At 43.1% G+C, this 25,531-nt stretch carries 26 protein-coding genes; 14 read left to right on the top strand and 12 right to left on the bottom strand.

The annotated features are described in order from the left end of the window. Positions 1 to 17: 17 nt before the first annotated feature. On the bottom strand, positions 18 to 752 hold the full coding sequence (gene rpsB, locus VTAP4600_RS10955) for a 30S ribosomal protein S2 (RefSeq protein WP_102522833.1): 735 nt from the start codon (positions 750 to 752) through the stop codon (positions 18 to 20). A 146-nt stretch (positions 753 to 898) separates the two neighbouring features. Between rpsB and VTAP4600_RS25940 the strand changes: the two genes are divergently transcribed. The 4 genes from VTAP4600_RS25940 to VTAP4600_RS10970 all read left to right on the top strand — a co-directional run bounded on the left by VTAP4600_RS25940 (position 899) and on the right by VTAP4600_RS10970 (position 5,429). Further along, positions 899 to 1,051, top strand: a complete 153-nt coding sequence (locus VTAP4600_RS25940; RefSeq protein ID WP_172443039.1) for a hypothetical protein — start codon at positions 899 to 901, stop codon at positions 1,049 to 1,051. A gap of 190 nt (positions 1,052 to 1,241) precedes the next feature. Next, on the top strand, positions 1,242 to 2,120 hold the full coding sequence (map, locus tag VTAP4600_RS10960; protein WP_102522834.1) for a type I methionyl aminopeptidase: 879 nt from the start codon (positions 1,242 to 1,244) through the stop codon (positions 2,118 to 2,120). Between the two features lie 166 nt (positions 2,121 to 2,286). Next, positions 2,287 to 4,911: a bifunctional uridylyltransferase/uridylyl-removing protein GlnD gene (glnD, locus tag VTAP4600_RS10965; RefSeq protein WP_102522835.1), complete on the top strand. Its 2,625-nt coding sequence runs from the start codon at positions 2,287 to 2,289 to the stop codon at positions 4,909 to 4,911. Between the two features lie 134 nt (positions 4,912 to 5,045). Continuing rightward, positions 5,046 to 5,429, top strand: coding sequence for a DUF3461 family protein (locus VTAP4600_RS10970; RefSeq protein ID WP_102522836.1), 384 nt, complete (start codon positions 5,046 to 5,048; stop codon positions 5,427 to 5,429). Between the two features lie 104 nt (positions 5,430 to 5,533). Here the strand turns inward: VTAP4600_RS10970 and truC are convergent, their stop codons facing one another. Continuing rightward, complete coding sequence (truC, locus tag VTAP4600_RS10975) at positions 5,534 to 6,262, bottom strand: tRNA pseudouridine(65) synthase TruC (RefSeq protein WP_102522837.1); 729 nt, start codon at positions 6,260 to 6,262, stop codon at positions 5,534 to 5,536. Beyond that, on the bottom strand, positions 6,256 to 6,576 hold the full coding sequence (locus tag VTAP4600_RS10980; protein WP_102523963.1) for a YqcC family protein: 321 nt from the start codon (positions 6,574 to 6,576) through the stop codon (positions 6,256 to 6,258). Before VTAP4600_RS10980 ends, truC begins: the two co-directional genes overlap by 7 nt. Positions 6,577 to 6,653: 77 nt before the next feature. Between VTAP4600_RS10980 and VTAP4600_RS10985 the strand changes: the two genes are divergently transcribed. Together VTAP4600_RS10985 and VTAP4600_RS10990 are read left to right on the top strand one after the other, a co-directional pair. Further along, positions 6,654 to 7,697 carry a DUF3549 family protein gene (locus VTAP4600_RS10985; protein ID WP_102522838.1) on the top strand — a complete coding sequence of 348 codons (1,044 nt, stop codon included), beginning with the start codon at positions 6,654 to 6,656 and terminating at the stop codon, positions 7,695 to 7,697. 2 nt (positions 7,698 to 7,699) lie between these two features. Beyond that, entirely contained in the window at positions 7,700 to 7,996 is a 297-nt protein-coding gene (locus VTAP4600_RS10990; protein ID WP_102522839.1) for a DUF3301 domain-containing protein, read from the top strand. A gap of 836 nt (positions 7,997 to 8,832) precedes the next feature. Here VTAP4600_RS10990 and VTAP4600_RS10995 read toward each other — a convergent pair. Further along, positions 8,833 to 9,168 carry a hypothetical protein gene (locus VTAP4600_RS10995; RefSeq protein WP_145958577.1) on the bottom strand — a complete coding sequence of 112 codons (336 nt, stop codon included), beginning with the start codon at positions 9,166 to 9,168 and terminating at the stop codon, positions 8,833 to 8,835. A 518-nt stretch (positions 9,169 to 9,686) separates the two neighbouring features. Further along, on the bottom strand, positions 9,687 to 10,082 hold the full coding sequence (locus VTAP4600_RS11005) for a hypothetical protein (protein ID WP_102522842.1): 396 nt from the start codon (positions 10,080 to 10,082) through the stop codon (positions 9,687 to 9,689). 1,121 nt (positions 10,083 to 11,203) lie between these two features. Here VTAP4600_RS11005 and VTAP4600_RS11010 point away from each other — a divergent pair. Then, positions 11,204 to 11,479, top strand: a complete 276-nt coding sequence (locus tag VTAP4600_RS11010; RefSeq protein ID WP_102522843.1) for a hypothetical protein — start codon at positions 11,204 to 11,206, stop codon at positions 11,477 to 11,479. A 1-nt stretch (position 11,480) separates the two neighbouring features. Continuing rightward, positions 11,481 to 11,936 carry a YaiI/YqxD family protein gene (locus VTAP4600_RS11015; RefSeq protein ID WP_102522844.1) on the top strand — a complete coding sequence of 152 codons (456 nt, stop codon included), beginning with the start codon at positions 11,481 to 11,483 and terminating at the stop codon, positions 11,934 to 11,936. A 58-nt stretch (positions 11,937 to 11,994) separates the two neighbouring features. On the opposite strand, the gene VTAP4600_RS11020 is transcribed toward VTAP4600_RS11015, so the two are convergent. Genes VTAP4600_RS11020 through syd form a run of 3 tightly spaced genes read right to left on the bottom strand, consistent with a single transcriptional unit; the run spans position 11,995 to position 13,823 of the window. Then, positions 11,995 to 12,492 carry a globin domain-containing protein gene (locus VTAP4600_RS11020; RefSeq protein ID WP_102522845.1) on the bottom strand — a complete coding sequence of 166 codons (498 nt, stop codon included), beginning with the start codon at positions 12,490 to 12,492 and terminating at the stop codon, positions 11,995 to 11,997. Positions 12,493 to 12,494: 2 nt separating this feature from the next. Next, positions 12,495 to 13,268, bottom strand: a complete 774-nt coding sequence (locus tag VTAP4600_RS11025; protein WP_102522846.1) for a Zn-ribbon-containing protein — start codon at positions 13,266 to 13,268, stop codon at positions 12,495 to 12,497. A gap of 3 nt (positions 13,269 to 13,271) precedes the next feature. Continuing rightward, positions 13,272 to 13,823, bottom strand: a complete 552-nt coding sequence (gene syd / locus VTAP4600_RS11030) for a SecY-interacting protein (RefSeq protein ID WP_102522847.1) — start codon at positions 13,821 to 13,823, stop codon at positions 13,272 to 13,274. 114 nt (positions 13,824 to 13,937) lie between these two features. Between syd and queF the strand changes: the two genes are divergently transcribed. The 6 genes from queF (at position 13,938) to VTAP4600_RS11060 (ending at position 22,150) form a co-directional block, all read left to right on the top strand. Then, positions 13,938 to 14,783 carry an NADPH-dependent 7-cyano-7-deazaguanine reductase QueF gene (gene queF / locus VTAP4600_RS11035; protein ID WP_102522848.1) on the top strand — a complete coding sequence of 282 codons (846 nt, stop codon included), beginning with the start codon at positions 13,938 to 13,940 and terminating at the stop codon, positions 14,781 to 14,783. A 27-nt stretch (positions 14,784 to 14,810) separates the two neighbouring features. After that, complete coding sequence (locus tag VTAP4600_RS11040) at positions 14,811 to 17,081, top strand: tetratricopeptide repeat protein (RefSeq protein WP_102522849.1); 2,271 nt, start codon at positions 14,811 to 14,813, stop codon at positions 17,079 to 17,081. Positions 17,082 to 17,190: 109 nt separating this feature from the next. Then, entirely contained in the window at positions 17,191 to 18,753 is a 1,563-nt protein-coding gene (locus VTAP4600_RS11045) for a GGDEF domain-containing protein (RefSeq protein ID WP_102523964.1), read from the top strand. 158 nt (positions 18,754 to 18,911) lie between these two features. After that, the gene (ppnN, locus tag VTAP4600_RS11050; RefSeq protein WP_102522850.1) at positions 18,912 to 20,270 is read left to right on the top strand and encodes a nucleotide 5'-monophosphate nucleosidase PpnN; all 1,359 of its coding nucleotides are present in this window, start codon (positions 18,912 to 18,914) and stop codon (positions 20,268 to 20,270) included. Positions 20,271 to 20,371: 101 nt separating this feature from the next. Further along, entirely contained in the window at positions 20,372 to 21,142 is a 771-nt protein-coding gene (xni, locus tag VTAP4600_RS11055) for a flap endonuclease Xni (protein WP_102522851.1), read from the top strand. 258 nt (positions 21,143 to 21,400) lie between these two features. After that, entirely contained in the window at positions 21,401 to 22,150 is a 750-nt protein-coding gene (locus VTAP4600_RS11060) for a DNA/RNA non-specific endonuclease (protein ID WP_102522852.1), read from the top strand. A gap of 110 nt (positions 22,151 to 22,260) precedes the next feature. Here VTAP4600_RS11060 and rlmM read toward each other — a convergent pair whose 3' ends face one another. Genes rlmM through VTAP4600_RS11080 form a run of 4 tightly spaced genes read right to left on the bottom strand, consistent with a single transcriptional unit; the run spans position 22,261 to position 25,322 of the window. Continuing rightward, entirely contained in the window at positions 22,261 to 23,352 is a 1,092-nt protein-coding gene (gene rlmM, locus VTAP4600_RS11065; protein WP_102522853.1) for a 23S rRNA (cytidine(2498)-2'-O)-methyltransferase RlmM, read from the bottom strand. Beyond that, positions 23,349 to 23,747, bottom strand: a complete 399-nt coding sequence (locus tag VTAP4600_RS11070; protein ID WP_102523965.1) for a DUF423 domain-containing protein — start codon at positions 23,745 to 23,747, stop codon at positions 23,349 to 23,351. Before VTAP4600_RS11070 ends, rlmM begins: the two co-directional genes overlap by 4 nt. Then, positions 23,737 to 24,420 (bottom strand): alpha/beta family hydrolase, encoded by a 684-nt coding sequence (locus tag VTAP4600_RS11075; protein ID WP_102522854.1) that lies wholly within the window; start codon positions 24,418 to 24,420, stop codon positions 23,737 to 23,739. The genes VTAP4600_RS11070 and VTAP4600_RS11075 overlap by 11 nt, the downstream gene beginning before the upstream one ends. Next, positions 24,420 to 25,322: a transcriptional regulator GcvA gene (locus VTAP4600_RS11080; protein ID WP_102522855.1), complete on the bottom strand. Its 903-nt coding sequence runs from the start codon at positions 25,320 to 25,322 to the stop codon at positions 24,420 to 24,422. The genes VTAP4600_RS11075 and VTAP4600_RS11080 overlap by 1 nt, the downstream gene beginning before the upstream one ends. Positions 25,323 to 25,531: the final 209 nt, after the last annotated feature.

The raw sequence follows: 25,531 nt of genomic DNA on the forward strand, positions 1-25,531 counted from the left end.
GTGACTCAGAGTCGCTATTATTCAGCTTCTTCTACGAAACCGTCTTTTTCAGCAACAGCTGCAACAGTTTCTTCGTTGCGACCTTCAGTTACTGCTTGAGCAGCAGCGTTAAGGTAAAGCTGTACCGCACGGATTGCATCGTCATTACCAGGAATGATGAAGTCAACGCCGTCTGGGTCAGAGTTAGTATCAACAACAGCGTATACTGGGATACCTAGGTTGTTTGCTTCGCGAACTGCAATGTGCTCGTGATCAGCATCGATTACGAATAGTGCGTCAGGTAGACCGCCCATGTCTTTGATACCACCAAGAGATTTCTCTAGCTTATCCATTTCACGGGTACGCATTAGAGCTTCTTTCTTAGTTAGCTTCTCAAAAGTTCCGTCTTGAGCTTGCGCTTCAAGTTCTTTTAGACGCTTGATAGATTGACGAACAGTTTTGTAGTTCGTAAGCATACCGCCTAACCAGCGGTTGTTAACGTAAAACTGGTTGCTTGCGATAGCAGCTTCTTTAACAGCTTCAGATGCAGCGCGTTTCGTACCAACGAAAAGAACTTTACCTTTTTTAGCGCCAACTTTGCTTAGCTCAGTTAGAGCTTCGTTGAACATAGGTACCGTTTTTTCTAGGTTGATGATATGTACTTTGCTACGAGCACCAAAGATGAATGGCTTCATTTTTGGGTTCCAGTAACGAGTTTGGTGACCAAAGTGAACACCAGCTTTAAGCATATCGCGCATTGATACAGTTGCCATTTTAAATTCCTCTATGGGGTTAGGCCTCCACGTGCCCCATGCGTCCGACTCTACCTCTCAATATTGAGTAAGTGAGCACCCCGGATCATGTGTCGGTACGTGTGTGATTTAAAGATAATTTATGTAGACCCAAAAACAGCCTCGCCATGTTGGAGAAAACAGTTCTTGGTTCCGGCGCGCTTTATACCATAAAAGAGGGGTTTGTTGCTAGTGAAAAATGGAAAAACAGCCACAGAATCTTGGGCGTTGGGCGTTGGGCGTTGGGCGTTGGGCGTTGGGCGTTGGGCGTTGGGCGTTAAAATATTTCTCTCATCATAAACTCTTGTCAACTCTTTAAAACTTTATGCAAGCCTTTTGCTGATGTTCTTGCCTTATGCCTAGTATCGTTACGATGCCTTGCGCATTTTACCTAATTCCCTCTACTTGTTTTACAATCCCATTCACACTGATAGAATAGCGCGATTGCATTTAAAGAGATTGAGAAAGTAAATGTCTATCAAAATCAAAACGGCTGAAGAAATTGAAAAAATGCGCGTTGCTGGCAAGTTAGCCGCGGAAGTGCTTGAGATGATCGAACCCCATGTAAAAGCGGGTGTTACGACTGAAGAACTCGATCAGATTTGCCACAAATTTATTAATGATAATGGTGCATACCCTGCCCCACTTGATTACCATGGGTTCCCAAAATCCATTTGTACCTCAATCAACCACATCGTTTGTCACGGTATCCCTGCAGTAGCAGACCAAATGGGGTCGACGGGTAAAATGAAACCCGCAGTTTTAAAAGATGGCGACGTCGTTAACATCGATATTACCGTTATCATTCCAAACGATAGTACGGTATCGCTAGAAACTCGCCCTGAAGGCTATCATGGTGATACATCGAAGATGTTTATTATCGGTGATGCTTCTGCTGCAGATAAACGCCTATGTACCGTAACTCAAGATGCTCTCTATGCAGGTATGCGTAAAGTTAAGCCGGGTACAACAGTCGGGGAAATCGGCACAGCTATCGACAAGTTCATAAAAGACAATAACAAGAAAAATCCTCGTATGAAGTATTCTATTGTTAAAGATTTTTGTGGCCACGGCATCGGTAACGAGTTCCATGAAGAGCCTCAAATCGTTCACTACAAAAATAATGATAAACGCAAGCTGCAAGAAGGCATGTGCTTTACCATTGAGCCAATGATTAATGCAGGAAAATTCGGCTGCAGCATTGATAGCGAAGATGACTGGACGGTATACACAGGTGACGGTAAGAACTCAGCACAGTGGGAACACACTATCCTTGTAACAAGAGACGGTTGTGAAGTATTGACTCTTCGTTCAGACGAAACCATCCCACGCTTAATGGTTAATAAATAAGTCATCGATCATTAGTAAACAATATTTATGATGAATCCTAATCCCCAGCCAAGCGCTGGGGATTTTTTTGCATTCTCACTTTGATGTAAAGCCTTAGTTCTTGGCATTCATTGTTTTAGGCTGATACATTATGTGTACCATTTTGACGCTGCATGGAATGCATGAAATGCCTTTTCAATCTCCAATTACATTTACAGACGATCAACTCGTCCCTGATATTGTCCGCGATCAGCTGACACAATTCTCTGACTATCAAAAACAAGAGTTTTTAGCTCATCATCCCGTAACCGATCTTGTATTGGGCCGCTCTGAGTATATGGATTTACTCCTAGCAAGGCTTTGGCAGTTCTATGGTTTCAAATTACACTCAGATTTATGTCTTGTTGCTGTTGGTGGCTACGGTAGAGGTGAACTTCACCCTCTGTCTGATATCGATATTTTGATTCTGTCTGAACAAGATCTGGATATAGAAACGGAACAAAAAATCAGTGAGTTCATCACCTTACTTTGGGATCTAAGGCTGGAGGTTGGCCACGCCGTACGAACTCTTCAGCAATGTGAAGAAGTGGGGCTTGATGACCTAACCGTTGCTACAAACCTACAAGAAGCTCGATTTATTTGTGGTAATGAAGACCGATTCCAACAACTCAAACTCATGGTTCACTCAGAAGCATTTTGGCCTAGTGATGTCTTTTACAAAGCAAAATTGGAAGAGCAAAGACAGCGTCATGCCCGCTTTCATGACACAACATATAACCTCGAGCCAGATATCAAATCAAGCCCGGGTGGGTTAAGAGATATACACACACTAAGTTGGGTTGCTCGTCGTCATTTTGGGGCAACGTCTTTATTCGAAATGAGCCGCTATGGTTTTTTGACCGACGGTGAATATCGAGAACTTTTAGAGTGCCAAGACTTCCTTTGGAGAGTGCGGTTTGCATTACATATGGAACTCAAACGATACGACAACCGCTTAACTTTTGCCCACCAGTTGCAAGTTGCCGAACATCTAGGGTTTAGTGGCCCCGGCAATAAGCCGATCGAAATGATGATGAAAGAGTTTTACCGAACTCTTCGACGCGTCGCCGAACTCAATAAAATGCTGCTAAAGTTGTTTAACCAAGCCATTATTAATGATGGTGAAGAGCTAGTCACTGAAATCATTGACGATGACTTTCAGCGTTGTGGGCAATTTATTGAAGCAAGAAAACCAGCCTTATTTCAAGCACGCCCTGAAACCATTTTAGATATGTTTATTCATATCGCTAATGATTCAACAATCGAGAGTGTTGCGCCCGCAACTCTGAGGCAACTGCGTACCGCTCGCAGACGACTGAACATATTTCTTCATACCCTTCCCGAGGCTCGGGAGAAATTCATGGATCTCGTCCGTCATCCTAATGCGCTGCATCGAGCGTTCCCTTTAATGCACAAATTAGGTGTAATGGCGGCTTACTTGCCTCAGTGGAGTCAAATTGTCGGTCAAATGCAGTTTGACCTTTTCCATGTTTATACGGTTGATGAGCACAGCATGCGCTTACTTAAGCACATTCACTCTTTCAGCTATGCAAAAAATCACAACAAGCATCCTATTTGCTGTGAGGTCTATCCTCGCATTCAAAAAAAAGAGCTGCTCATTATCGCGGCTATTTTCCATGACATAGGCAAAGGTCGAGGGGGAGATCACTCAGAAATTGGCGCGGTTGAAGCCTACAGTTTTTGCATTGAACACGGCCTATCCAAACCTGAAGCCAAGCTCGTATCTTGGCTGGTAAAGCAACATCTGTTGATGTCTGTTACCGCGCAGCGACGTGATATTTATGATCCAGACGTTGTCACTGAATTCGCTAAAATAGTACGAGATGAAGAATATTTAGAATTCTTAGTATGCTTAACGGTTGCCGATATTTGTGCCACTAATCCTGAAATTTGGAACAGCTGGAAACGAACTTTACTTGCCGAGTTATATCATTCGACTCAGCGTGCATTAAGACGGGGACTGGAGAATCCGGTCGATGTCCGTGATCGTATTCGTCACAACCAACAAATGGCATCCGCTCTGCTGCGCAAAGAAGGGTTTGCCGCACAAGAAATAGACCTCCTTTGGCGACGCTTTAAAGCCGACTATTTTTTACGTCATACTCACAGTCAAATCGCATGGCACAGCGAGCACCTTTTACGCCAAGAATCCGCAGATGAACCTCTTATTTTAATAAGCCAAAAGCCGACTCGCGGTGGTACTGAAGTATTCCTTTACGCTAAAGACTCTTCAAAGCTATTCGCGACCGTTGTTGCTGAATTAGATCGCCGAAACTTCAACGTGCATGACGCTCAAGTTATGACCAGCAAAGATAATTTTGCACTTGATACTTTTATGGTACTCGATCAACACGGTGAACCAATAGATGAAACCAGGCACGATAAAGTGGTTCGTCATCTTCTTAATGTCATCAGTAGCGGTAAAGCCACCACTGTAAAGGTACGCCGAACGCCAAGGCAACTGCGCCACTTTAACGTAAAGACCCGTGTTGATTTTATTCCGACAAGAACCAAAAAGCGGACCTTAATGGAATTTGTCGCACTTGATACCCCTGGGCTTTTAGCAAAGGTAGGGGCAACGTTCGCCGCGCTCAATATTGGGCTTCATGCTGCGAAAATTACAACGATAGGGGAACGAGCTGAAGATTTATTTATCCTAACTTCGGAGCAAGGGGGACCGCTATCTGACTCAGAACGAGAGACATTACGCGATAAATTAATTGAAAAAGTCAGTGAACTGCAGCCGGAATAGCATTTCATCCTGTTGTGGGCAATAAGCGCGATCTTGCCCACAACTCTTAATGTTACAGACTATCTACCACAAGTTTTGACTGCTACAGTTTATCTCGTAAACATCACCCAATACTCACTGATGCGAGGTCATATATGTATCCCAACCTCACTGGTTTAGGCATTCAAGATCCTACCCAAATTGAGCGCTATTCTCTAAGGCAAGAAGCCCTAAAAGATGTCTTAAAAATTTACTTCCATAAGCAAAAAGGCGAGTTTTTCGCAAAAAGCGTGAAATTCAAATACCCTCGTCAACACAAGAATGTGTTAGTTGATAGTGGCAGCCATCAATACAAGGAAGTAACGGAAATAAACCGTAACCTCACCTTAGTCATCGATGAGTTGAACACACTCACCCGCCCAGCAAAATCACCTGAGTTGGACACTAAAGCGAAAATATTGAGTGATCTTCGACATCTTGAAAAAGTGGTTTCTGGGAAAATTGCTGAAATTGAAGCGGATCTGGAAAAACTGAAATAACAACTCACGGTAAACATGCGCACGCATAAAGCATAAAGTCGATCCCGGATATCTCGTTCCTCGATTCCGGGATGACGATACTGGCTCGTCCGGCTCTTATTGCCTTACGCCTTAAACAACCCATCCCAGCCAAACTCTTCAAGTAGCTTTTGCCATATCTCATCAAACCCAGCCTTTAAAACCAGAGTTTCGTTTGTGTACGGGTGAACAAAGCTCAACTCAGAGGCATGTAACATCAAGCGGCGAGCATCGTAATTCTCTCGGAACAAGCGATTATGCTTACCATCACCATGTGACGTATCACCAACAATAGGGTGGCGTAAATGAGCCATATGTCGACGCAATTGATGCTTACGGCCAGTTTTTGGTTTCATTTCCACCAGCCCATAACGGCTAGTAGGAAAACGGCCTGTTGAATACGGCACTTCCACTTTACCTAATGGCGCGTATTCTGTGATGGCATCTTTTGCCTCTTTTTCTTGATCGGCAAACTTGTCGGCAATTTTGTCGAGCTCTTCTTTGAGCGGATAGTCTAGGGTATCGCCCTCTTCTATCCAGCCTCTGACTATCGCGTGATACGTTTTCTGCATCTCGTGATTAGCAAACATAGGCGAGACTTTTGAAGCTATTTCACTCGAAAGCGCAAATACCAAGACACCAGAAGTTGGTCTGTCTAAGCGATGGAGAGGAAACACATGCTGGCCGATCTGATCTCGCAGAGTTTGCATTACAAACTGCGTTTCATGACGATCTAACCAAGAACGATGCACTAACATACCGGCTGGTTTATTCACCGCCACTAAGTATTGATCCTGATAAATGATTTCTAACATGGGGTAAACGCCTTATCGAGTTGGGAAATGGTTTGTAGTAATGTTTCCATTTCCGGCTGGTTTTTCCCGACTTGCTCAAAATATGGCAAGATTTCAAACCCAGTAGGTAACGGCTGTTTTTGCTCAATAAGCGCGTTAATTCGAACAATGAAAATCCACTGCAACCATTCGTTAGGCTCTAGGGTATCAATCGCAAATGGTTGCTCACTTGACAGTGCGGCTTGCGATGGAGAACTTGCTTGCCATAGCTGCAAAGCACTCATTTGAGTCTCTAATTGTGCTAACAATGCACTAACTTGGTGTTGAGTTGGCATTTTCGTCACTTCTAACCTTGAAAAATGGCCATAGAGTACCATTTATTGATGAAAGACTAATAGGATAACTCTCCCTGATGGAAACGATTCATACCCTTACTCAACTGCTCGAAAACAGTGGTTGCCAATACAACATTTACGATCTCAGTCGCAGTGTTCAGCCGATCGCAGAAGATCAGTTTAAGCGCATTGAACAAGCCCAGCAGCCTTACCCTTATCCTATTCAGCGCCACGCACAAATCGCTATTGCTTATTGGAATACACAAAAACAGCCGTGGATATGGTTTTTGAAGTTTGAATTAGATGAACGAGGTCTACTTAAACAGTCGAACATCGGTAATTTCATCAAATACGTATTAGAAGCGATGGGCACCCGCTTAGGCGGAGAAGTCAGCGAAGAGCAACAACAAAAGCTGGCAAACAACCCATACACCTTTAAGCCATCCGATGACAAAATGGCCGTTTTTCACAGCCAACTTCGTGCAAGCTTAGATATGCCAACCAGCCAGTACTATGAACACGCACAACAGTACTTCCAAGGTAATTTAGGGTGGGATAACTGGCAAACGATAGGCTTACAAGGCATCACTGATATTTGCGCTCGCTTGAACACAGAACAAAATGGCGTACTGGTAAGAAAAGCGCTGAAAAATCTTCCTACAGAACCGCTGTACGCATTATTAGGTGCTTTAGAACACACCAGCCCATTACCAGACAAGTTAGCAGACAGAATCCATGAACTCACCGCATCAGAAATACACTCTGACGCGCCCGATTTGTTTTTACTGTCAGCACTCATTCGCGCATTATCAGGGGCAGAGAAAACCACACTAACCGCAACAGTGAATGACATTCTAACCAGTCCTAGGCTTAGTCATCAGGAAGTACTTATTGCCATCGCCGGTCGCTGCTGGAGCGCATTAAGCGACGCCAAAGTTGCAGAGCAATTCCTGTTACGCTTAGCGCAAACCGGTAACCAAAACCTCTTTAACCAATTATTTGCTGATCTTGTCATGCTGCCAGAATTGCGAATGGTTTTTCTACCGTTACTGCACAATACTCCGAACCAAGAACTGGCGAGCGCCTTGATTAAACTTCAACAATCAACCAAGGGTGAATAACCATGGCTAACTTGTTTGCAATCCTAGGCTTATCTTTTTTTTGTTTTGCGTTTTGGCAACAACGACGCCAATCTGAACTCGCGAAACAAGCCATCGCAAGGCGTTGCAAACAGCTTGATATTCAACTATTAAGCACCGCATTTGAGGCTCATCGTTTCAAGAACTCAAAAGGGCGTTTTGGCTGGCACACTGTGTACGAGTTTGAATTTTCATCGCTTGGTGATGATTATTATATTGGTGAGTTGACGATGGTGGGGTTTAGGCCTGTGAGCTTTGAAATACCGCCGTATCGGATGTGAGCAGGTACGAGTGTATAGAAAAGATCGAATACAGAGACGGGATACGCCCTGAGATTACAGAGGTGAGATCGCTTCGCTGCTAGAAACTAGGCCGCTTCGCTTCTATAAGAGCAATAATGCCTCTGCTCCAAAAATAAGAAAAGCCCCGATACTTGCGTATCGGGGCCGTAGTCTTACTCGCAGCAATCCGGCTACTAAAAGTGCTCCATGCATCAAATCCTTGATAGCAGCGCTGTGTCCTTCAGCGTAATCCTTTTCATCGCCTTCCTAGCGGTGTCCTTGATCTTATCCTGATCTGCTAACCTTCCTGATTAGCGTGCTCACTTGTTCCTTGAGCGGTGTCCTTGACATCATCCTGATGTTTGTTCCTTGCCTCTATCCTAGAGGAGTCCATTGTCTTTCCTTAGTAGCTACCATCCTAGTAACTATTGAGTCCGTTCAATGTCCTTTTTGCTCCGTGCTGGTTATTCATCCTGAGTAACCGAATCTTCATCCTGAAGATAACCTATTCCGTGGTGTATTCCTGTTCCGTGCCAGCATCCTGCCAACACCTATAAGATTACTGTTTTACCAAAATTGAGCAATGGGCTTTTTAAGGTGACATGCGCCCTTATCAGCACACTTGAAAATCAAATCAAACAATAACATAAGGTTACGTAAAATCACGCGATAAGTCTCATGTTCAAAACCGCAATCTCCTACATCCTTTGTAAGAGATCTCGCACAAACGCTCAAGCCATTACCCTACGACGAAAAATTTGCCACTACTTTGTATTCGGATACACACATAAATGAAAGACTCCGATTGGTTCATTTTATGGAACCATACATCCCACCTACAAATAAAAGTAACTGTAGGTCACCATGATCACACCTGAAACCAAACAAATGAATGCTAAGCAATAATTAATCGTACAAAACACGACACAAGAGCGAATAAACCATTTAGGACAAACATCACGGATTTGTGTTAGCCCTCTCTTTCGCCCAATAAATGGGAATGCCACATTGGCCATTAAAGAAAACCGTAGAATAATACCTGCTAAATCCCACCCCAAAGCTAAGTGCGATTCTATTTCACCGGAACTCTTCTCTCTAAAACGATAATCCTTAACCTTTTGAGGAGTCATAATGAGTAGTGGTAGCCCAATAACAACGCTCCAACAAATCATCACCCCTCCTGAAATCAACAAGATAAATAGTGATGGAGGCCCGATCATATCCATAATCAGTTCAATACCGCTCTCCCATAGATAATGAAACATGATATTTAAGATAGAAAATAGCTATCTATGATTAATATGAAAGTTGATATCAAACCAACGCCGACTAAAACACTCGCTACCACACTAAAGATCAAGCAGCAGTGAATAAACCATGTTGGGCAAACTTCTCGAATCTTGGTTAACCCCCTTTTTTTGCCAAGCCATGGGAAAGCAACACTATGCACTATAGAAAATCGTAGGATGAGAGCGACAAAATCCCAGCCTGATGCCAAGCTTGATTCAACGTTCTTATCCTCCCCCAAAAACCGGTAATCTTTAGCGGCTTGAGGAGTAAGCATAATCAGAGGAAAACCCGCGATGATGACCCAAACTAGAAGTAAACCACCACAAAAAAACATTCCAAAAAATGAATACCGTACTACCGTATCTAAGATCAACTGCAAGATTGGCTACTATTATCGAGGTTACATATAAATATCTAGAATCATGATTACTGTTGATAGCAATATGATTACTGATAAAAAACAAGTAATTGAATAAAAAACAACACTAGAAAGAACAAACCAAGGAGAGCAAAATTCTCTTATTTTACTTAACCCTCGCTTTTTCCCTAGCCAGGGAAAGGCAACATTAGCAATAACGGAGAATCGTAATATAATAGCAACTATATCCCACCCTGTTGCCAAATGTGACTCCACCTCAGCGCAGTCTTTACCTTCAAATCGATAATCCTTAACTACCTGTGGAGTAAGCATAATCAAAGGTAAGCCAGCTAAAATAATCCATGCAATTAATACAGCCCCAGTAACTAAAACACCAAAAAGTGCATAGTGTACTATTGCTTCCAGTATTAAATGCATACTTCTTGATTTACCACATACAAACAACTGTATCGATTTACGCTATTAAAGTGCGTCGTATTCATTGATATTCACTCTGTTTAAATATTGTACAAAGAAAATACAGATAGGCCTTCAAAAACAAAAGAAAGTGGAGGTCAGTAACGCTATTTTATCGACGGGATTAACATTTATCTTTAAAAAACAATAACTAGCACTTTTATCATTAAGAAAATGGTTCACTAACTCATTGCAAGTGAAGAGTTCATGTGCAGGCGTAAGGTATGATTTAATGGCATGTGTATAGCATCTTTACCTATAAAAGCATCAAGACATAACACTAAAAATTTGCTCAATTTATTTTCTTTCAGGCAAAAGAAAAGCCCCGATACTTGCGTATCGGGGCCGTAGTCTTACTCGCAGCAATCCGGCTACTAAAAGTGCTCCATGCATCAAATCCTTGATAGCAGCGCTGTGTCCTTCAGCGTAATCCTTTTCATCGCCTTCCTAGCGGTGTCCTTGATCTTATCCTGATCTGCTAACCTTCCTGATTAGCGTGCTCACTTGTTCCTTGAGCGGTGTCCTTGACATCATCCTGATGTTTATTCCTTGCCTCTATCCTAGAGAAGTCCATTGTCTTTCCTTAGTAGCTACCATCCTAGTAACTATTGAGTCCGTTCAATGTCCTTTTTGCTCCATGCTGGTTATTCATCCTGAGTAACCGAATCTTCATCCTGAAGATAACCTATTCCGTGGTGTATTCCTGTTCCGTGCCAGCATCCTGCCAACACAAATAAGATTACTGATCTGCCAAAAATGAGCAATGGGCTTTTTTTGCGTAGAGATTTACCCCACTTGCAAGTAATCAATAAAAATAAATAAAAACAATAAGTTAAAATATAGCAAGTGATAATCCATAGTGTCAAAAGCGTAATCTCCTACAACCCCTGTAAGAGATCTCTTACAAGGAGAGCAGCTTTTCTCTACTAAATGTCCAATTCAAGCAAAATAGAAATGTGACTTAAAACACATCGCTCCGCCCTAGCCAAACAGATCGGCAACCCTTACTATGTGTTTTTCTCAAAACAAAATGAATTCGGCTATTTTATTGCTCGTTGTTCTTATTTAGCTATGGAGTGCTCATGCTGACTAAAGATGTCACAGAAGAATTGACTGCTGCGATTCAGTCACTGGTTGATCAAGGTAAAGAACCATCGGTCGCTTTGGTAAAAGCGCGCTTATCTACCCCAGTACCAATGCCTGCCATTATCATGGCGTTAAAAGGATGGAAAAATAAGCAACGAATCCCAAAGGTCGAAGTGGCAAGCCCGACTCAAACCGATGCTCAACGTATTGAGCAACTAGAACAGCAAGTTGCCAGCCTACTACTTCGCATTGAAAAACTGGAAAACCAATAATATGAGCTTCAATATCTGGGTAGATGCAGATGCATGCCCGAAAGTTATCCGCGATACGCTTGTCCGCGCGGCGGAACGTACTGGTTTAGAACTTACGTTCGTGGCAAACCACAATGTTCCAGTGCCAAATAGAAACAATATTCATTCCATTCAAGTGCCTAGCGGGTTTGATATTGCCGATAATGAAATTGTGAGGCGCGCAAATAAAGGGGATCTAGTGATCACATCCGATATCCCTTTAGCGGATGAAGTGATTGAAAAAGATGTACAGGCACTAAGCCCAAGAGGCGAGCTTTACACCAAAGAAACCATCAAAGCACGGCTCAATATACGTGATTTTATGGATACAATGCGCTCAAGCGGCGTTCAAACTGGTGGCCCTGCGGCGCTATCACAAACCGATAGACGTGAGTTTGCCAATCACCTTGATCGGATATTAGCGAAAGCGAAGATCTAATAATCAAGCGCTAAGCAAGGTAAAGGCTTAGGTAAGCTAGTGGCATTAGTATTCGTCGCTAATTTATTATTTCGGGCTTCATTGTGTCGACCATGAAGTCCAATAGTGTTTGCCAAGCTTGGCGATGCTCGTCGGTATAAGCTTGTTGAAGGTGCTGCTCAAAAGCATGATGCAGTGCCGTGTTCAGTAGCGAAAAATGCGATTTCTTAACGTTATAGTCGTTATGGCGATGAGCAAGCTGAGTCAGCTGAGTCAGCATTGGCACCAACATACCCATATCTTTCACACCATTAACAGCCACCTCAAGCATCGCAATCAGCTTACGGCCTTGAATGTCCAAATCATTTCTAAATAAAGCCTGTAACCTTGGCTCTAATTCAAACAACTTACCATAGTAGTGCTTTGCAAATTCATGAGGCGACTCTTCCACTTGGCGGTAGCACTCTTGAACTAAATAAATTTGTTGCTCTGATAACACCATACACCAATGCAATCCCTTGAATACTCTTGCTCTAGCGTATAAAACAGGCGGCGTATTGTAAACCGCCTTATTCATACTTAATCTTTAAAGTCCCAAGATAAATTGCTCACAATCATACATTCATCACATTTGAAATCGAACACTCCGTGTATCGGCTGATCAACCGCCCAGTCCCCATCACACACAGGGCACTTACGAGACATTTCAGATTCTTTGCTCGTCCCCGCCACTCGATAGATGTAAAGATAAGTTGGGATACCACTGACCTCTTTCAAACGGCGACATAAATCCCAACCTCGCTTAAACAGTAAGCTCTTACTCGATGAAATCTCGTGTAATGACGGACACTCAACGACAGAACCGTTCATTTGCAACTGATCGCATGCGCTCCAATCTTCTTGCCACTTGATGATTTTCTTGTGATCGCCATTGCCAATAGGAGGCAAATAATAAAGAGGCACAGGAAGGAAATGATCGCCGCAACGAATCGGCGAGCAAGTGTGTAAAAAACTGGTGTACAGAATTTGCCATGAGGGTGGCTGACAAACATCACTCGGATCTGAATTCATATCTTCACCGATGATTTTGATTTTAGGCTGTAATAAACCAAAGTCAGCCAGTTTATTCAGCGCGTGCTTTACCTGCACACTGTGATAATCCGGATGAAGACTATCCTCAGCCGGGCACACCACTCGAGCGGTAAACACACCGCCACTCATACTCACAGGGAGCTCTCGGCCTAGCAATTGACCATTGTATCTCAAGCAATCCAATACATAGTTGATCGCTTTTTCTACCTCTCCCATAGAGGTATCACGGTACACTTCAAACGTTATTTCAGTAATATACATAGCTTACGATTCAACCACAGCGGTAAGTTGCGCTAAAAACTCACTAAGCGAGGGGGCTAACACATCGCGTTTATCCGTGCCCAAGCGTTCAAAGATCACTTCACCTGAAAGGTTACAAATAGAGATCACATCCAGTTCACTCTCCGTCACGCCAATAAACATGGTTGGTTTCAACTTTAAACGACGTTGGGTAATTAAATGACCTAGCATGTTTTCTTGAAGACGTTCAAAGTCTTCTTCACTCCACACTTGAAGCAAAGACAGCGGTTTCCCCTGCCAAGTCGCGTCCATATCCGCACTGTACTGACAACCGTAAAACGCTTTAATGTCTTCATGCAACTCAAGTTCGATCGCTTTTTCAACATTAGTAAAATCAGCAGGCACTTCTTTGGTTACCGGTTTCCAAAGCACGCAATCTTCTAGCGTCGATTCAATGCACGGCGATGCTAAACCTACCAATTCAGTGTTTAGTGGCAATTTTTGTTTGCTGTCTTGCCAAGCAGACAAAAAGCGTTGGCTAAAATCTAATAAGGCTGTTGTAGCACTTTGCGACATAAGGTGGACCTCTTTATTGCCTCTCTCATCAGACGTTAAATGAACGCTATTAATGACAGAGTACGTGGGATTCAGTAAACTTTGGCCTATTCTAATCGAATTTATTAAGCAAGTATGAGTAAATATTCCAACGCAAAAGAGTTAGCAGGCCTAACCCTTGGTCAAAAAACCGAATACAGCAGCCAATACGCACCTAGCCTATTGCAAGCCGTTCCTCGTAGCTTAAACCGAGATGACATCAATCTTGGTGAGGTATTGCCATTTCATGGTGTGGATATTTGGACACTCTACGAGCTTTCTTGGCTGAATGAAAAAGGCTTACCTCAAGTCGCTGTCGGTGATGTAACCTTGCCAGCCACCAGCCCGAACCTGATTGAATCTAAATCATTTAAGTTGTATTTGAACAGCTTCAACCAAACCAAATTTTCTAGTTGGGATGAGGTAAAGTCAGCCTTAATTAAAGATCTATCGGCTTGTGCTGGCGAGCCTGTTGAAGTGAGTATTCAAGCAGTGCAGCACTATGACCAACAACACATCGTACCGATGAACGGGATCTGCATCGACGATCAAGACATTGAGATTACTGATTACGAATTCGATGCTTCAATATTACAAGACTCAACCTCAGATGACGTCATCACCGAATCTTTAGTTAGTAATTTATTAAAATCAAACTGTCTAATCACCAATCAACCGGATTGGGGTAGCGTAATGATTGAATACACTGGGCCAAAAATTAATCAAGAAACCCTACTTCGCTACCTAGTCTCGTTTCGTGAGCACAACGAATTTCACGAACAATGTGTCGAACGTATTTTTATGGACATCATGCAGTATTGCCATCCAAGCTCGCTTACCGTGTACGCTCGCTATACACGACGAGGCGGTCTCGATATTAACCCATACCGCTCAACGAGTACGGCAATGCCCACTCAAAATTTGCGTTTAGCTAGACAATAACACCTCATTGTTCGGAGTATGTAATCAATGAAATGGTTTGCTTGGTCACCTTTTGCCCTTTTGCTTTTTCTATGGACATCATCAGTACAAGCGAAGATTTATACTTCCCCTGTACTCAATGAGGCGGCCAAGTTAGTTGAAATCGATCCTAAGAAGTCGAAATTGATTGCAGAAAAATTTCTTACACAAAGAAAACTTACGGACAAGAGTCTTAAGGGGCCAACGTCACTGCCCCGTGAAGATACCGACACAACACTAAGAACCCCAAACAGCACCATTGATGCTTTTCATGTGCTTGCTCAGGCTGAGTTTTTATTGGGTAAACCCAAACTGGCTCTTTCTCATCTAGAGAATGCAGAAGATCTCGCAACTCAATATCGTCTACCTTTTATTCAGCTCGCGACTAAGTTATTGCGCGCTGATTTACTATGGCAACAAACTCAAGATCCAGACCGAGTAATACCGATCCTCGACGACGTACAAAGCACGCTAAACAAATTGCCCACCGCCACCCAACTCGGACGCGGCCTGTTTTATGAGCTGAGTATGCAAAGGGCAGAGATTTACTCGGTACAAGGCAATCAAGACCAAGCAGAGGAAGCCTTTACCAAGGCACATCAGTATCTAACAGACATTGGTAACTTAGAGATAACCATTGAATATCACTTACTGGTTGGTAAGCACTTTTTACGCTACAAGCGTTACGATAACGCACTGACCGAGTTGCTCACCAGCTACTGGAAGTCCATAGAATCGGATGCCAGTTTGCAACTCGCTAAAGCAAACTATCAATTAGCCCAATTATTCATGCAACGCCAAGTGCTCGATAAAGCTTTGGAGCACTTATCCGGGGCAGCAGATTTCTATGGCAAATTTGAACATTCATTGGTGCTTGCCGATGTCTTAAAACAAATGGCAGATATTTATTTTCTTCAAGGGAAATATAACCTCGCTTTAGTCCACTATTTTAATGTTTTGGACCACGAGTATTTTGCGAGAGATGTTTACGACGTAATTGATTTACGATTAAGTATTGCTGACACTTATTTACAATTATTTAACTTTACTCTGGCTGAGCAATATTTAGACAAAGCCAGAAACCTTGTCACCTATACGGAAATAAAACCGCTTAAGGCTCGCACTTTATTATTAACTGCCACCCTAGCACTGCAACAAAATGAAATCCAAGAAGCCATCGACACCGCGAAAGAAGCGCAGTTTTTAGGCCAAGAAATAAATAACTTTGCGATAATGAAAAAATCATTTCTCGTATTGACGAGTGCCTACGAAGAAAAAGGCATGTATGAAGAATCATTACTGGCTCTAAAAAACTACTCAGCCATTGCCGCAAATCAACAAGAGCGTCTTAGTCAAATAAACGAAAATGTCCTCAGACAACAAAAAGACATCATCGAGCAGTCTCTGCATTACAAGGGACTAGAGGTCGATTTATCTGTCGCAAAAAATGAATACCAACGATTCCAAAAAACCGCATTTGGCCTATTCATTCTGTCACTTATTTTCATTATTCTGTCCATACGCCGTGGTTACATTATCAGTAACTTAACAGAGCAAGTGACGTCGCTTTCCAAAGACTTATTTACTCACACTCGCTCTGGGTTACAAAACCTTAAAAAGCTCAATAATAAATTACCCGGCTCCTTAAAACGAAGCAGTGCTAACTTTGAACAGTGGCAAATGGGCGAGCTGATCAATGAACCTTTTAGTGATCGACTCAGATTCGCAATGTTCGATTTTCCCTTTTTGCGTCACACGTATTTAGCACAAGGATATCAAGCTGGATTAAACTTAGAACGTGCATTTGGCGACTTCATCAGCTCAAAAATATCGGAACCAGCACGTTTGTATCACTTTTCAGACGGCATGTTTTTGTACGTAGAACCTAACACTGACCCTAATACGAATCCGCAAGACATGTTTGATAGAATTGGCAGCTGGATCTCAGATTTTGAGCCCAATAGAAAAATATCACGCAAAGTACGCGTAGGTATGGCAGATTATCCATTCTTACCTCGAGCTTATACGGCAATCAATGATCAGGAGCTAATCGATATCCTGTTGATGTCGACTCACTTAGCGCGAAGTATAGAGAAGAATCGGAATATTGACGGTAGCCAATGGGTGTACTTACGAGCCATAGAAAACGCTCCAGCCGCCAGTTTTGCTACCGATGACATTCGTTCGGCATGTAAGCAAGCACTCAATCAGGGCTTAATAAAAGTACAATCTTCCTACCAAAATGAGGAAGACATCAAAAATTTGACACTGGCCGAGTAATTATTGAGCACTTAGTCATTTAATAAAGTGACGTTGTTAAGTTTTTTGTTATTATCAAGAAACTGTATCCGCCGTCGAAGTGTATTTGGCAACGTATTTTATGAGTGATTTGAATTCTCTTGAGGAAGAGTTACGACTGGAGCTGCATGATCTAAAGTGTAAATTAGATCAGTCGCGACTGTCACAACGTGATTCTTTATTTAAGTTTAAAAGAGAACAAAATGTGCTAAAGCGCATCGTTGCTAATCTTAGCGACGCATGCAAAGGCCAAAACAATGATCTGGATAAAAGTCTCACTTCTATAAAACAAGATTTGGAACAGCAAAAAGATGTCTCAAAGCTAATCCCAAAACTTGTTATCTTAGAAAGGAAGCTAAAACAAAATACGGTGACTATGGAAAGGCAAACGGTTCATTTAAATGAACGAATCAAACACAGTGGTGAAACGCTTCAGCGTATCCCCGGCCTTCCTGCACAACTAAAACGCGAATTACGCAACTTATTGCACTTCCCTAGCAACAAGTTGACCAAAGAAATCGATCAAGCTATCCGCCTGTTAACGCTCTATGAGCGTGCTACCAAAATCATGGCCTCCAATTCTCGTAATAATCTGAACGTTGAGCAGAATGTCGATAATGATCAGCTCAATCGTCTAGCCGATGAATTACAAAACCTGATAACAGAGTTGGACTTTGATGGTGAATCTGGCGATTTGCTCACTGATATTCGAGCAAAACTATTAGTCGGCACTTCACCGACGGATTTGTTCGAATTAATTTTGCAAATACTAAAGCTGGTGATTCAAGGCACTCACTTTGAGCGTAAATCTTCAGAGCAGTTTCTTGATCAGGTGAATGGCTCTTTGGCTGGTGTGCTTAAACACGCGAATAAAAGCTTAGAGCAAAGCCAGTCTTATACCGATCACCGCAAAGGTATGCACAAAGAAATTGGCGACCTAGTTTCTCAAAGTAAGCTAACGGTTGAAACCGAAACCGACTTAGACAGCTTGAAAACAACCATCAACCCATTACTGGATAAAATCAGTTCATTAACGGAACGCTTAGAACACGTTGAAAAACGCGAACAACAGCTCATTGAACGAATCAATTACGAAACCAACCAACTAGAATCCGTATTCGAGCTAACGCAGGATTATCGTAGACGCCTGCAAGACCAAGCCCAGCGTATGTTGCTCGATCCGCTAACTAAGGTGTATAACCGAGCCGCACTAACAGACAAGTTGGAAATTGAATATCGTCGTTGGATTCGCTCCCAACACTCTTTGCGTGTCGTATTAATTGATATCGATAACTTCAAGGCACTGAACGACAGTTTTGGTTACACAGCGGGTGATAAAGCACTAAAAATTATTGCGCGCACCATCAAAAACATAATCAAAGATACCGACACTGTTGCCCGCTTTTCTGGCGAAGAATTTGTTGTATTACTACCCGATCAAGTAGACAACGAAAGCCGAACTCTATTTGCTCGCCTGCAAGCGCAAATAGGAAAGCTGCCATTCAAATTCCGTGATCAACAAATCCAGATCACAACATCAATCGCAAGCAGCACATTCCGAGACTCTGATACCCCAGAAGAAGTCTTAGAACGGTTAAACCTGAGCCTTTCTCGCGCCAAACAAAATGGCACCGATCAGCTCATCTGGCAGTAATCACCGTCTCTTATCCCCCTACTTATATCGTTCTCCATTGACTCCCTATTTCATCTCTCTTTTCTCTGTTACTAAGTGGCGAAATTCATCATTCCTGTGTAAGGTAAATAAAAGGGTAGCCAATATAAAACAATAACTTCCTGCCCATGGAGAACATTATGATTACTCATATCAGCCCTGCAGGTAGTATGGATTTACTATCTCAGATCGAAGTTGAACGCCTTAAAAAAACCGCTTCTAGCGACTTATATCAACTGTATCGCAATTGCACACTCGCGGTTCTCAACTCAGGCAGTCACACCGATAACTCAGAAGAATTACTCGAAAAATACCAGTCCTTTGATGTCAGCGTGATGCGCCGAGAGCGCGGCATTAAGCTCGAACTCAATAATGCCCCTGAACATGCATTTGTTGACGGCACTATTATTCGCGGCATTCAGGAACACCTCTTTTCAGTGTTACGCGACATCGTGTACGTCAACATGCACCTCGCTGACAACCAACGACTCAATCTCACCAATGCCACTCACATTACTAACTTAGTATTCGGTATTTTACGTAACGCTGGGGTTTTACACCCTGGCATCGACCCTAATTTGGTCGTCTGTTGGGGCGGGCATTCCATTAACCCCATTGAGTATCAATACACTCGAGAAGTTGGTCATGAACTGGGATTGCGTGATTTAAATATTTGTACCGGCTGTGGGCCAGGAGCGATGGAAGGCCCAATGAAGGGGGCCGCTATAGGGCACGCTAAGCAACGTTACGACAATCAACGCTATATTGGCCTAACCGAGCCATCCATCATCGCAGCTGAGCCACCAAACCCGATTGTAAACGAGCTCATCATCATGCCTGATATCGAAAAACGTTTAGAAGCGTTTGTTCGCATGGCACACGGCATCGTCATATTCCCAGGAGGTCCGGGAACAGCAGAAGAACTACTGTATATATTGGGTATTATGTTGCATCCCGATAATGCAGAACAACCTATGCCGATTGTCTTAACAGGGCCAAAAGAAAGTGAAGCTTATTTCCGTTCAATAGATACCTTCATTGGAGAAACTTTAGGTGAAAAAGCGCAAAGCCGATACCAAATTGTGATTGATGACCCGGCCAAAGCGGCTCGGATCATCAAATCAGCAATGGATGATGTTCGCGATCACCGTAAAGCAACAGGCGACGCCTACAGCTACAATTGGTCACTTAAAATTGAACCCGAGTTCCAACTGCCGTTTGAGCCTACCCATGAAAACATGGCCGATCTCGACTTACACCTAAACCAACAACCTGAAGTACTCGCCGCAAAACTGCGCCAAGCGTTTTCAGGGATCGTTGCAGGTAATGTTAAAGCAGAAGGCATAAAAGAGATAAAACGAAAAGGGCCTTTCATTATTGATGGCGACCCAGTGTTGATGAAGAAAATGGATGCATTGTTAAGTGATTTCGTTGAACAGCAACGCATGAAACTGCCCGGCTCAGCGTACGTTCCTTGTTACAAAATCGCGGATCAATAAGCCTCAAGTGAACAAGTCGCGATTCTAAATAAGAATGCGACTTCGAATCCAGAGCACAATCCATTATACTTAGGGGCTTAGCCCCTTTTTTATTGTTTGTTATGTCTATTCATCTCGTAATCATCGACGCGCTCAACCTTATTCGCCGTGTACATGCCGTACAGCCTGATCCGACGGATATCGCTCGCACCATAGACACGACCAGCAAAACGCTCAATCGAATTATCGGCGAAAGCGAACCGACTCACATCATTGCTGTATTTGATCACCACGAACAAGACCGAGGCTGGCGAGCAGAACTGCTTCCAAGTTATAAACAAAACAGAAAACCGATGCCAGAGCCATTACTGAAAGGATTAGAATCCATTCAAGACGCGTGGTGGCAACTTGGTATTGATTCCCTATTATCTGAAGGTGATGAAGCCGATGATTTAGTTGCAACACTTGCGACTAAAGTGGCCAGTCACGGTGAAAAAGTCACCATCATCTCTACTGACAAAGGCTACTGTCAGTTACTCTCACCGACACTGCAAATCCGAGATTACTTTCAACATCGTTGGCTTGATGCCCCTTTCATTGAAAAAGAATTTGGGGTTAAGCCTGTACAACTTGCTGATTACTGGGGTTTAACGGGGGTTAGCTCAAGCCAAGTTCCAGGTATTCCGGGGATTGGGCCCAAAGCGGCCAAAGAAATCTTAACGCAATTTGAAACGATTGAACTAGCGGCTAGTAGCGATGAACTCGCGCCTAAATACCGCAAAAAATTTGATGAGCATATTGAATCAGCCCGTACTTGCCGACAAATTTCCGCATTAAAAACGGACATAGAGCTAGGGTTTAACTTACAAGATATTCGTTTCGATAACGCCTAGTGATTCCCATAAAATCACTTCCCCTTACCCACAGTCTAACCTGACTCCCTCGAACTCATGCTAATCGCTTAGTTCGTGGGGCAATGATACCACACCTTCATTGTTCATCATTTATGTTGCGTTTACGTTTCCCTTCACAAGTTAAATAACCACCTTATCAATACCTTACTGCGTACTGGTTATTATTTAACCTAACTCACATCTTTATTAACAGATCTGATTACTTTCATTGTTTAACTCCAAAAACGAGAAACAACAATGAAAAAAACAATATTGCTGACCCTTAGTTTGCTTGCCTCTTTTTCGGTTTTTGCTGAGACATGTGGTCAACACTTAGACAAAGGATTACCGTCTAATAACAGTGATCAAGTACTCTGCAGAGATGGATATGCAGTTGGGTATAATTATCAAACAAAGAATGCCGACTGGGTGGCGTACCACCTAACCAAGGACAGTGTTGAAGCTTTCTACAAACGCAGTAACAATTTTAAAGTCGATACTGAACTGCCAACTTATGCTCAATCCACTCTTGCAGATTACAGTAAATCAGGTTACGACCGAGGTCACTTAGCGCCATCAGCCGCGATGGATTTCAGCAAACAATCCATGCAGCAAAGTTTCTTACTTAGCAACATGTCGCCACAATTACCTGGTTTTAACCGCGTCGGTTGGCGATTACTCGAAGAGCATGTTCGCGAGCTAGCCACTACCTACAATGAACTCTATGTTGTCACTGGGCCTATATTTACGGGTAACGAGGAATCAATTGGCAATAATGTGGTGATCCCAAGTGCATACTACAAGGTCATTCTCGATCCGAATTATGATGAAGCGATCGCCTTTATTGTTCCGCACAGAGATGTATCGGGCAGTGAGCTAGCAGGTTTTGTCACAACGATTGATGCTGTAGAACAACAAACAGGCTTGGATTTTTTCAGTTTAACCAGTGATTCGACAGAACAGAGTATGGAGTCACAGCTCTGGGATATGTGGCCTGTGAACGAATAAGATATGGTATCGGGGGCTACATTAAGAACGTGTTAACTCACGATTCTCAAAAAAAAGAGCAAGAACGGATACCCTGTTCTTGCTCTCATTGTACCTAACAAAACCTTTAATTAATGCGGAGAGATATTCGACAGGCTTTGTACGTGAACGGTAATTTCTTCACGGTCATGGTACAAATGCTTAGCTTGAAGCTTAAACTGAACCTTGTGTTCAATTAAGAATTTCTTCAAGTTTTCAATATCGCCAAGCACTTCATCATAGCGACCTTTCATTGGAAGCTTCAGGTTAAATATCGCTTCTTGAGCCCAACCAGAAATGATCCACTCACCCATTAACTGAGCAACACGAGACGGTTTTTCGATCATGTCACATACCAGCCAAGTTACGTTCTTTCTTGGTGGCTCAAATTTGAAGCCGTCTTCCATGTGGTGCTTAACTTGTCCCGTATCCATCAAGCTGTCTGCCATCATGCCATTATCAATCGCGTGAACAAACATAGAACGCTTAACCAATTGGTAAGTCCAGCCACCTGGGCATGCACCCAAATCTACCGCCCACATTCCAGAAGCAAGACGTGTGTCCCACTCTTCACGTGGAATAAACACATGAAATGCTTCTTCAAGTTTAAGAGTTGAACGGCTTGGTGCGTCTGCTGGGAATTTCAAACGAGGAATGCCCATGAAGAACGCCGAGTTATTTTGTGGCAATGAGTAGCCCACATAACAATGACCTGGAGCCACGAAACACACGTGCGCTTGAGGCTTTTTCGCGTTTTCTTTTTTGAACAACAGGCCTTTACCACGCATTGCTTGACGAAGCGGCACAGTAAATTTACGACAAAACTTAAGCAGCTCTTTCGCTTCATTAGTATCCGGTGTTTCCACCACCAAATCACCACACATTGGCATCGCTTCAATTTCAGACAGAGAGACCAAAATAGGAGAAATGCGGTCTTCTGTTGGCAATTCTTTAAACTCTGCGGCAACCACAAACATCTGGCGAGCAAAAATCAGCGCTTTGAAATCCAATTCTTTGACCAACTTCGCGGCTTCACCAGCTTGGTAGCACTCAAACAATACATAACCTGAGTTTTTTACTACACGTGGAAAGCCAAATACTTCCAGTTGGCTTGCTTTGTCTTGGATTTCTCCAGCACACTCTTTTTCAAAGCCTTGCCGGCAATAAAGCATTAAGTGTTTCACTGACTTACCTCATTCATTTTAAACGCAGAAACAGCGAGTAGAACCCAACCAATAATGAAAAACACACCACCTAACGGAGTGATGGGTCCAAACCACTTAATCCCCGTAAGGGCAAGGGCGTATAGGCTACCGCTAAAACAAAGGATGCCGATAATAAAGCAAATGGCTGCAGATGACAGTCCTTTTTGCGCTTTTTTACCAATATCGAACCGAATAAGTATTGCACAAGCAATCACCATAACGGTGTGAATAAATTGATAGTGAACACCAGTTTCAAATACGCCCACTAAATAAGGAGATAGCACCGTTTTTAGGCCATGAGCCGCAAATGCTCCTAAGCTTACAGCGATCGCTCCAGAAACCCCTGCAAAAGCAAGAAGGTGATTACTCTTCATCATCATTGGCCTCTTTGAGTATTGCTTCGCTGCTGACTGCCTTAATAAAGTTTGCGATGGCCTCGACCGCCAGCTCAATGTTGCCACTTTCGGTATAACCAGAACGCTTACGAGGTTTAAAACCATGATCACCATCGGGGATAAACGAAGTTTGGATGCTAGGGGATAAAGCAAACGCATCAAACTCTTCTTTCTTCCCAAAGGTATCGCGCTCACCTTGTAGAATAAGACAAGGCTTATTAACGGTAGCTAAATGCTCACCTTTATATTTCTCTGGCTTACCAGGGGGATGAAAAGGAAACCCTAAACACGCCACACCAAGTACACGAGGGTGATCCGCTAAGTGGCTTGCCATGCGGCCGCCCATCGACTTACCGCCTATCACTAACGGCCCCGCGATCAGATCGATTTGGTGCTCAAAGGCTTCAAGTAACTTAGGTGCTCGATCTGGTGGGCGTTTTGTGCCCTCACTCATACGCCTTTCCATATACGGAAAGTTAAAGCGGATCACGCGTATACCCTGCTTACTCAGCCCTTTTGCAACTGAAACCATAAATTCATGGTCCATACCAGCACCCGCTCCGTGAGCAAACAGAAAGGTCACGCTACCTGCACCATCAATACGCTGATTATTCTGACCGGATGTATCAAGCGATTCATTAGTAATACTCATTAAATCAGCTCCTGTTGCTCTTTGGCGGCTTTTGCTAACATCCAGTCGCGGAAGGTCGCTATTCGGCCTGTATCTGCTTGCTGTTCATGACAAACTACGTAAAACGCATTCTTAGTCACCAACACTTCATCAAACGGGCAAACCAAACGCCCAGCGTCCATTTCAGGCTTAGCAAGCACATTATTCCCGAGAGCAACCCCTTGCCCATGAACAGCGGCTTGTAACACCATCGTCGTATGACTGAATATTGGTCCATGATTGACGTTGACGTCGTCAATTGCATGCTCTTTAACAAACTGTTTCCACTCTTTACGAGAAGTATCATGTAGCAAAGTATGTTGTTTTAGATCCCCTAATGATTCTAATGGTTTTTGGCCCAACAACAGTTGTGGAGAACACACAGGAATCAAGTATTCTTGATACAATTTATCGGCTCGTAGCCCTGGCCAATTACCTCGGCCATAGTAGATGGCAACATCAACGTCATCTGTTAACGAGCCTTCGTCCATGTCGACCGCTTTAATTCGAACATCAATGTCAGGTTCTTGCTGATTGAAATCGGCCAAGCGAGGCACCAGCCATTGAATCGCGAAACTTGGCGGTAAACTGATGGTTAACGCCCCTTTTTCACTGCGCTCCAATACCTTATCAGTCGCTTCAGACAAAGAGGTGAACACATCTTTTATATCAAGGAAGTAGCTTTGCCCTTCTTCGGTCAATAATAATGAGCGGTTTCGACGGCGAAATAACTTCAACCCTAAAAAGTCTTCTAAGGTTTTTATTTGGTGGCTGACCGCGGCTTGAGTCACAAACAGCTCTTCTGCGGCACGCGTAAAACTCAAGTGACGCGCGGCAGCTTCAAACACTTTGAGAGAGTTCAAAGGGGGAAGACGTCTAGACATGTTTCACCTTTTTAATAAGCATTAGTTTTTATAATCTGAAACATTATAAATTGTCGATTGTCTCTCGGCCAGAGAAATTCTATATTTCACCCCGCAGCAGTTAACCTGAACGGCTTGATTATCCCTGATGATCAATTGGTTAATTTGTTGCGATGTTGTGTTTGCATTAACTCGAAATTCGAGTTGGTAGATTCGTCTGCCACCATGCC

It is taken from the genome of Vibrio tapetis subsp. tapetis (genome assembly GCF_900233005.1).
Classification (GTDB): Bacteria; Pseudomonadota; Gammaproteobacteria; order Enterobacterales; family Vibrionaceae; genus Vibrio; species Vibrio tapetis.

Bases quoted from the DNA above. Each gene is read 5' to 3' on its own strand.
- xni (WP_102522851.1), top strand. From the start codon at position 20,372: ATGTCTATTCATCTCGTAATCATCGACGCGCTCAACCTTATTCGCCGT.
- VTAP4600_RS10980 (WP_102523963.1), bottom strand. From the start codon at position 6,576: ATGCCAACTCAACACCAAGTTAGTGCATTGTTAGCACAATTAGAGACT.
- VTAP4600_RS10995 (WP_145958577.1), bottom strand. From the start codon at position 9,168: ATGATTTGTTGGAGCGTTGTTATTGGGCTACCACTACTCATTATGACT.
- VTAP4600_RS11070 (WP_102523965.1), bottom strand. From the start codon at position 23,747: ATGAAGAGTAATCACCTTCTTGCTTTTGCAGGGGTTTCTGGAGCGATC.
- queF (WP_102522848.1), top strand. From the start codon at position 13,938: ATGAGTAAATATTCCAACGCAAAAGAGTTAGCAGGCCTAACCCTTGGT.
- VTAP4600_RS25940 (WP_172443039.1), top strand. From the start codon at position 899: ATGTTGGAGAAAACAGTTCTTGGTTCCGGCGCGCTTTATACCATAAAA.
- VTAP4600_RS11005 (WP_102522842.1), bottom strand. From the start codon at position 10,082: ATGCATTTAATACTGGAAGCAATAGTACACTATGCACTTTTTGGTGTT.
- VTAP4600_RS10970 (WP_102522836.1), top strand. From the start codon at position 5,046: ATGTATCCCAACCTCACTGGTTTAGGCATTCAAGATCCTACCCAAATT.
- syd (WP_102522847.1), bottom strand. From the start codon at position 13,823: ATGTCGCAAAGTGCTACAACAGCCTTATTAGATTTTAGCCAACGCTTT.
- VTAP4600_RS11080 (WP_102522855.1), bottom strand. From the start codon at position 25,322: ATGTCTAGACGTCTTCCCCCTTTGAACTCTCTCAAAGTGTTTGAAGCT.
- VTAP4600_RS11075 (WP_102522854.1), bottom strand. From the start codon at position 24,420: ATGAGTATTACTAATGAATCGCTTGATACATCCGGTCAGAATAATCAG.
- truC (WP_102522837.1), bottom strand. From the start codon at position 6,262: ATGTTAGAAATCATTTATCAGGATCAATACTTAGTGGCGGTGAATAAA.
- glnD (WP_102522835.1), top strand. From the start codon at position 2,287: ATGCCTTTTCAATCTCCAATTACATTTACAGACGATCAACTCGTCCCT.
- VTAP4600_RS11015 (WP_102522844.1), top strand. From the start codon at position 11,481: ATGAGCTTCAATATCTGGGTAGATGCAGATGCATGCCCGAAAGTTATC.
- VTAP4600_RS11040 (WP_102522849.1), top strand. From the start codon at position 14,811: ATGAAATGGTTTGCTTGGTCACCTTTTGCCCTTTTGCTTTTTCTATGG.
- map (WP_102522834.1), top strand. From the start codon at position 1,242: ATGTCTATCAAAATCAAAACGGCTGAAGAAATTGAAAAAATGCGCGTT.
- VTAP4600_RS10990 (WP_102522839.1), top strand. From the start codon at position 7,700: ATGGCTAACTTGTTTGCAATCCTAGGCTTATCTTTTTTTTGTTTTGCG.
- rpsB (WP_102522833.1), bottom strand. From the start codon at position 752: ATGGCAACTGTATCAATGCGCGATATGCTTAAAGCTGGTGTTCACTTT.
- VTAP4600_RS10985 (WP_102522838.1), top strand. From the start codon at position 6,654: ATGGAAACGATTCATACCCTTACTCAACTGCTCGAAAACAGTGGTTGC.
- VTAP4600_RS11060 (WP_102522852.1), top strand. From the start codon at position 21,401: ATGAAAAAAACAATATTGCTGACCCTTAGTTTGCTTGCCTCTTTTTCG.
- VTAP4600_RS11025 (WP_102522846.1), bottom strand. From the start codon at position 13,268: ATGTATATTACTGAAATAACGTTTGAAGTGTACCGTGATACCTCTATG.
- VTAP4600_RS11020 (WP_102522845.1), bottom strand. From the start codon at position 12,492: ATGAATAAGGCGGTTTACAATACGCCGCCTGTTTTATACGCTAGAGCA.
- ppnN (WP_102522850.1), top strand. From the start codon at position 18,912: ATGATTACTCATATCAGCCCTGCAGGTAGTATGGATTTACTATCTCAG.
- VTAP4600_RS11010 (WP_102522843.1), top strand. From the start codon at position 11,204: ATGCTGACTAAAGATGTCACAGAAGAATTGACTGCTGCGATTCAGTCA.